The organism is Halobacillus sp. BBL2006 (genome assembly GCF_000786645.1).
Taxonomy (GTDB): Bacteria; Bacillota; Bacilli; order Bacillales; family Halobacillaceae; genus Halobacillus.
In genome coordinates, this window is sequence record NZ_JRNX01000578.1 from 1 (window position 1) to 6,378 (window position 6,378).

Annotated in this window: 6 protein-coding genes; 5 read left to right on the plus strand and 1 reads right to left on the minus strand. The window is 41.1% G+C overall.

The genetic code is table 11. The features are described 5' to 3' along the window. Positions 1-296 (minus strand): DUF2621 family protein (locus tag LD39_RS16225; protein WP_035549801.1); only part of this gene is annotated, 296 nt, incomplete at its 3' end. 275 nt (positions 297-571) lie between these two features. Between LD39_RS16225 and acnA the strand changes: the two genes are divergently transcribed. The 5 genes from acnA to LD39_RS16245 all read left to right on the plus strand — a co-directional run. After that, positions 572-3,277: an aconitate hydratase AcnA gene (acnA, locus tag LD39_RS16230; protein ID WP_035549791.1), complete on the plus strand. Its 2,706-nt coding sequence runs from the start codon at positions 572-574 to the stop codon at positions 3,275-3,277. 175 nt (positions 3,278-3,452) lie between these two features. Beyond that, positions 3,453-4,046 carry a TlpA disulfide reductase family protein gene (locus tag LD39_RS16235; protein WP_035549794.1) on the plus strand — a complete coding sequence of 198 codons (594 nt, stop codon included), beginning with the start codon at positions 3,453-3,455 and terminating at the stop codon, positions 4,044-4,046. A gap of 51 nt (positions 4,047-4,097) precedes the next feature. Further along, complete coding sequence (locus LD39_RS22795; protein WP_156112681.1) at positions 4,098-4,241, plus strand: FbpB family small basic protein; 144 nt, start codon at positions 4,098-4,100, stop codon at positions 4,239-4,241. Positions 4,242-4,467: 226 nt separating this feature from the next. Further along, positions 4,468-4,698, plus strand: coding sequence for a small acid-soluble spore protein Tlp (gene tlp / locus LD39_RS16240; protein ID WP_035549804.1), 231 nt, complete (start codon positions 4,468-4,470; stop codon positions 4,696-4,698). Positions 4,699-4,813: 115 nt separating this feature from the next. After that, on the plus strand, positions 4,814-6,378 hold a 1,565-nt coding region (locus LD39_RS16245; protein ID WP_035549797.1), incomplete at its 3' end, for an AAA family ATPase.

Sequence of the window (6,378 nt, forward strand, 5' to 3'; positions counted from 1 at the left end):
TTCTTCTTTTTTTCCATAGCAAGCTGGCCGATTCTTCCAGCAATTTTCTGTCTAGCGACGTCTCTGAATATTTCCGGCACAGGAGATACAAGTTCTTCTAAAAGGTCTTTATGATCCTGAGACCACATATGGCGCGTCTGGTCAACGTAATATTCTTCCCAGTCTATGATTGATTTTCCATCTTCTTTTGGTAGACGTTTGAGGAATTTACGGAACATAAAAAAGCCGCCAATACTCATCAAACCTACCATGATGATGATCCACCCGACGATGAAGAAGGCAAATCCACCTGACATATGATCACCTGTTTCATTTTCTAAGTAATAATGTTTCTTTTTATATTATAAAAGCTTGTATTCATAAATACAAGAACAGAAGGCGGGGGGCGCTGATATCGAATTCAGAAAAATAATGCAGATATATTTTACTTATAAATCGTTTTCATTTACAATAAAAGTTGGGATTTGTGAACTTGTATTTTTGTGAGGGATCAAATTATACAATTGGGGAATGGAGACGCCGAAGACTCGGCTTCGCCATTTAAATTTTGATGAGGGGGTAAAAAAGGAATATGGCTAGCAATGCATTCAATGCTCGCAAACAATTTGACCTAAATGGCCAAACCTACAACTATTACGATTTAAAAGCCTTAGAAGATGCGGGACATGGTAAGATCTCCCGACTACCTTTTTCCATCCGTATCCTTCTAGAATCTCTGTTGCGTCAACATGACGGACGTGTAATTAAGGATGAACACGTCGAGAGTCTAGCAAACTGGGGAACTGAAAAATCTAAAGGGGAGGATGTACCATTTAAACCTTCTCGTGTTATCTTGCAGGACTTCACTGGGGTACCAGCTGTAGTCGACCTTGCTTCTTTGAGAAAAGCAATGGTAGATATGGGTGGAAGCCCAGATGAAATCAACCCAGAAGTACCGGTGGATCTTGTTATTGACCACTCTGTACAGGTTGATAAATACGGTACTCCTGATTCACTTAACGTGAACATGGAGCTTGAATTCGAACGAAATCAAGAACGTTATGAATTTCTTCACTGGGCACAAAAAGCATTTGATAACTATCGTGCCGTTCCACCTGCGACAGGAATTGTCCACCAGGTGAACTTGGAATACATTGCAAATGTAGTTCACGCTACTGAGAATGAAGATGGTTCTCATGATACTTATCCTGACACACTAGTTGGAACTGACTCACACACAACAATGATCAACGGACTTGGTGTCCTTGGTTGGGGTGTAGGTGGTATTGAAGCTGAAGCAGGAATGCTTGGTCAGCCTTCATATTTCCCTGCTCCAGAAGTTATCGGTGTTAAATTGAATGGAAGCTTCCCACAAGGGACTACTGCGACCGACTTAGCATTGAAAGTGACACAGAAACTTCGTGAACAGAACGTTGTTGGTAAATTTGTTGAGTTCTTCGGACCTGGGTTACAGGAAATGCCGCTTGCAGATCGCGCAACGATCTCAAACATGGCTCCAGAATATGGAGCAACATGTGGTTTCTTCCCAGTTGATCGGGAATCACTTGAATACTTACGTTTAACAGGGCGAAGTGAAGAACAAATCGCTCTTGTTGAAGAATATTGTAAGAAGAACAATCTTTGGTATGATCCATCCTTTGAGGATCCTGCGTTCACTTCTCTAGTTGAAATCGATCTCGGAGAACTTGAACCAAACCTTTCAGGACCAAAACGTCCTCAAGATTTAATTCCGCTTTCTCAAATGAAAGATTCATTTGAAAAGGCAATTACAGGACCGGCTGGAAACCACGGCTTTGGATTAGACAAGTCTGAATTCGATAAAGAAGTGGAAGTACAGTTTGAAAATGGTGATAAGACGGTCATGAAGACAGGTGCACTTGCGATTGCAGCGATCACTTCATGTACGAACACGTCAAATCCGCACGTTATGCTAGGTGCAGGCCTTGTAGCTAAAAAAGCTGTTGAGAAAGGCCTGGATGTCCCTGACTACGTGAAAACGTCATTAGCACCAGGGTCTAAAGTTGTTACTCGCTACTTGGAAGATTCCGGCCTTATGAATTATCTAAACCAGCTTGGTTTCAATCTTGTAGGTTACGGTTGTACAACATGTATCGGTAACTCCGGTCCGTTGCTTCCTGAAATCGAAAAAGCGATTGCAGATAGCGACTTGACTGTATCTTCTGTTCTTTCTGGTAACCGTAACTTTGAAGGGCGTATTCACCCGCTTGTTAAAGCGAACTATTTAGCATCTCCACCGCTAGTTGTCGCTTATGCTCTTGCAGGTACAGTGGATATCGATCTCAAGAATGAGGCGGTCGGAAAAGATAAAGACGGAAACGACGTATTCTTCGATGATATTTGGCCATCTCAAGAAGAAATCAAAGGAGAAATTTCCCGTGTTGTGACTCCTGAGATTTTCCGTAAAGAATACGAAAGTGTATTCAATTCCAATGAAAAATGGAATGAAATTGATACAACAGATGAGCCATTGTATGACTGGAATGATGATTCTACTTACATCCAGAATCCTCCATTCTTCGAAGGTCTTTCTAAGGATCCAGAATCAGTCAAGCCGTTGAATGGCATGAGAGTAGTTGGTAAGTTCGGTGATTCCGTAACAACGGACCACATCTCACCAGCAGGTGCGATTCCAAAAGATATGCCAGCAGGGGAGTACTTGCAGGACAATGGTGTAAGTCCTCGTAACTTCAACTCCTACGGTTCCCGCCGTGGTAATCACGAGGTTATGATGCGTGGTACGTTTGCAAACATTCGTATCCGTAATGAATTAGCTCCTGGTACAGAGGGTGGTTTCACAACTTACTGGCCGACAGAAGAAGTGATGCCAATCTATACAGCTGCAATGAAATATCAGCAGGATGATACACCACTTATGGTTATCGCAGGAAATGACTACGGTATGGGAAGTTCTCGTGACTGGGCTGCAAAAGGAACGGATCTTCTTGGAATTAAGACAGTCATTGCTCAAAGCTTTGAGCGTATTCACCGTTCGAACTTAGTTATGATGGGTGTTCTTCCACTTCAATTCAAAGACGGTGATTCCATCGATTCTCTTGGATTGACGGGACGCGAGACATTTGATGTCCAAATTGGTGAAGATGTTAAGCCGCATGACTTAGTAAAAGTAACTGCTACAAACGAGGAAGGCGACAAGAAAGAATTTGACGTTGTTGCTCGTTTTGATAGTGAAGTAGAAGTTGATTATTACCGTCACGGTGGTATCCTTCAAATGGTTCTTCGAAATAAATTAAACTAAGCTTCACATAAAAAACCGTCCATTTGGGGCGGTTTTTTTGTGTGATTTATGACAATTTCAATATAAATTTCTCCATTGTCTTTACAGGCATAACAGGTCTTCTATATTCTTATATATAGAACAGGGCATCGAATTAGACTCAGTAATAAAACGAGCCTTAAAGGGGAATACCGTTGTGATAAAACAAATATTGGCTTCACTATTCTTGCTAATTTTATTAGGTGTTGTTATTTATAATGTTGTGGATGAAAGACAGGCAGCAACAGATGAGAAAACACAATCGCAAGAGCTTTCTGAAGCAGGCGAAGGGGCAGGGATGATTTCTCCTAACGCACCTAGTGGACTGAAGGTTGGCGAGAAAGCTCCTGACTTTTCGTTAGAAACTTTAGATGGGCAGACTGTAAAGCTCTCGGATTATAAAGGGAAGAAAGTCTTTCTTAATTTCTGGGCGACTTGGTGCCCACCGTGTCAAGAAGAAATGCCTGAAATGGAAAAGTTCCATAAAGAATATGGAAAAGAAGTAGAAGTGCTGGCGATCAATGGCACAGCAGCAGAAGAAAATATCGGAGTTGTTAAGGAGTACGTCGAAGAGGGTGGATACACTTTCCCTGTTCTTTTAGATAAAGAGCTAGAGACGACGAATACTTATCAGGCCATTTCGATACCGACTACTTATTTTATTGGTACAGACGGAGTTGTCCAACAACCTAGAAAAGTTGGTCCAATGACGTATGATTTCATGATTAAAATGAAAGATCAGCTTAATTAGGGATATTTTTTCTTAAATATGGGAATCCTTAACATTAAAGGAGAGATTCCCATGAGAAAACAAAATTCTATGTCTTTTGAGGAACGTGTAAAAGAAAACATTCGTTCCATTCAAGAGGATCAGCAGTTGTTGGATCAAATCGATGATCGTATAGAAAAACGCCACAATGATCGTATAAAGCAAATCCCATCATAAAGTGCTGGGATTTGCTTTTTTTATTAGAATAACCATTCAGCCGAAACCGATCCCACCTCAGGTCATCCAAAAATTGGATGACCTGAGGTGGGATTATTTCCCTGTTTTCTATTAAGGTATTTCGAATAAAAGCTATCATAATGGGAGAAAGTAACCCATGACTCAGGAATTTAAGAGTCAACCGAACCTATAGGAGGTTGAAGAAATGTCCCATAAACAACAGCATATGCCAAACAAAGAAAACAAGCCAAATCCTGATAACAGAGCTGACAACGTAGATCGACTACAACAGAATGTGACCAATACAATTGAAAACATTGAAGCGTCACATAATTCTCTAGAGTTTGCAACAGAAGAGGAAAAGCAGAACATCGAGAGAAAGAATAAAAACCGTAACCAATCCATCGAAGCTATGCGCCAAGAAATTAAAGACGAAGCACGAAATCAACAGTACTAAAACTCTCACCGCTTCTTTCCAAGGAAGCGGTTTTTTTATTAGAAATCAAGTTCATCTACATATACGACGTACTATGGTAAAATGAAAACCGGCGATAGGAAAGGAAGTGATATCGATGATAGAACAATTAAAGGAATGGAACAGCCTCGATCAACAGCCACCTATTTCTGAGGTGGAGGCACTTAGATATTTGAATGAACACGACATAGAAGATACAGAATTGAAAGCACTCCTCTACGTAACGCTAGCCTATCATCGGATCAAACGGCATCCTGAGAACGATTCGTTAGCTGATCAATTCATAGACGAAGCTAGAATTTTGGATAGGAGTCATATGTTGGTGAATGATCTGTATGAATCAAAACAAATGATGCAAGCCTATAGCTTATTAAAACGCACACCACTTGAACAGTGGGTGCTCCATGAAACGGATCATGATTCAGCAAAAGCTAAAAAGGCGAGAGCCATTTATGCTGATGTGAAAGAGTTGAAGGAAGAATGGGACGGTGAGTTGGCCGAGAAAACCATTATTGACGCCACGAGCCGATTGAAGCTATACCAAGACGTTTATGAGCAGCTATCTGAACTTGAACAAATGATGGAAGATGCCATATCTTCAATTGAAAACAGAAGAATCCGTATCCCGGTTAAGGAAATCAATGAACGAACACGGCAATTATCCGACGATCAAGATGAATTGTATAAACGGTTGCCCGGGTTTTTAACAGATCAGTCCATAAGCAACCCTTTAGAGTCTTTTGACCAAATGATAGGGTTGCATGATGTGAAGACTTACATCAAACGCTATTATCACTTTTTAAAATATCAGCAGCAGCGTAAAAGCTTTGGTTTTTCCATGGTGGACGAGCCCGGCCTTCATATGATTATTACAGGGAACCCTGGAACAGGGAAAACAACAATTGCTCGCCTGCTGGCAAATATTTATCATGAACTCGGCATATTGGATACAAAAGAAGTTGTAGAAGTGAACCGTTCACACCTTGTTGGGTCTTATGTGGGACAAAGTGAAGAAAACACGATGAACTATGTTAAACAAGCTATTGGTGGGGTCTTGTTCATTGATGAGGCATACAGCTTGAAGCGGGAAGGCCAGACCGGCAATGATTACGGTCAGGCAGTAATTGATACACTTGTTTCCGCAATGACCAGCAAAGAATTTGGAGGAAAATTTGCTGTTATATTGGCGGGGTATCCTGAAGAAATGCGTCAATTCCTGTGGTCTAATCCCGGTCTGAGAAGCCGTTTTCCAGAACAGAACCATATTGAACTGCCTGATTATAAAATGGACGAACTCGTAACCATTGCTGAACAGACAGCGATGCAAAACGACTTCTTTTTTACCGAAAGAGCTCTTACCGAATTCACTTCATTAATCGATCGTGAACGTGTCGATGATTCTTTCGGCAATGCTCGAACTGTGAAAAACCTAGTGATGAAGACCGTCTTTCAAAAAGGAGCATCAGAAGCGGAGCGGGATAAGCACCATTGGCTTGATCATATGCGAATTGACGTCAACGATCTGGAATGGGAAGATTCATCAGACAAAGATGAAAAATCGCCTATGGAGCGTCTTGATGAACTGATTGGTTTGAATAATGTGAAAGCAGAAGTTCGAAAGCTTTCATCTTTTGTTCAAGCCCAGCAAAAACGAAAAGAAAA

Excerpts from the sequence above, each read along its gene's own strand:
- tlp (WP_035549804.1), top strand. The coding sequence starts at position 4,468 with ATGCCAAACAAAGAAAACAAGCCAAATCCTGATAACAGAGCTGACAAC.
- LD39_RS22795 (WP_156112681.1), top strand. The coding sequence starts at position 4,098 with ATGAGAAAACAAAATTCTATGTCTTTTGAGGAACGTGTAAAAGAAAAC.
- acnA (WP_035549791.1), top strand. The coding sequence starts at position 572 with ATGGCTAGCAATGCATTCAATGCTCGCAAACAATTTGACCTAAATGGC.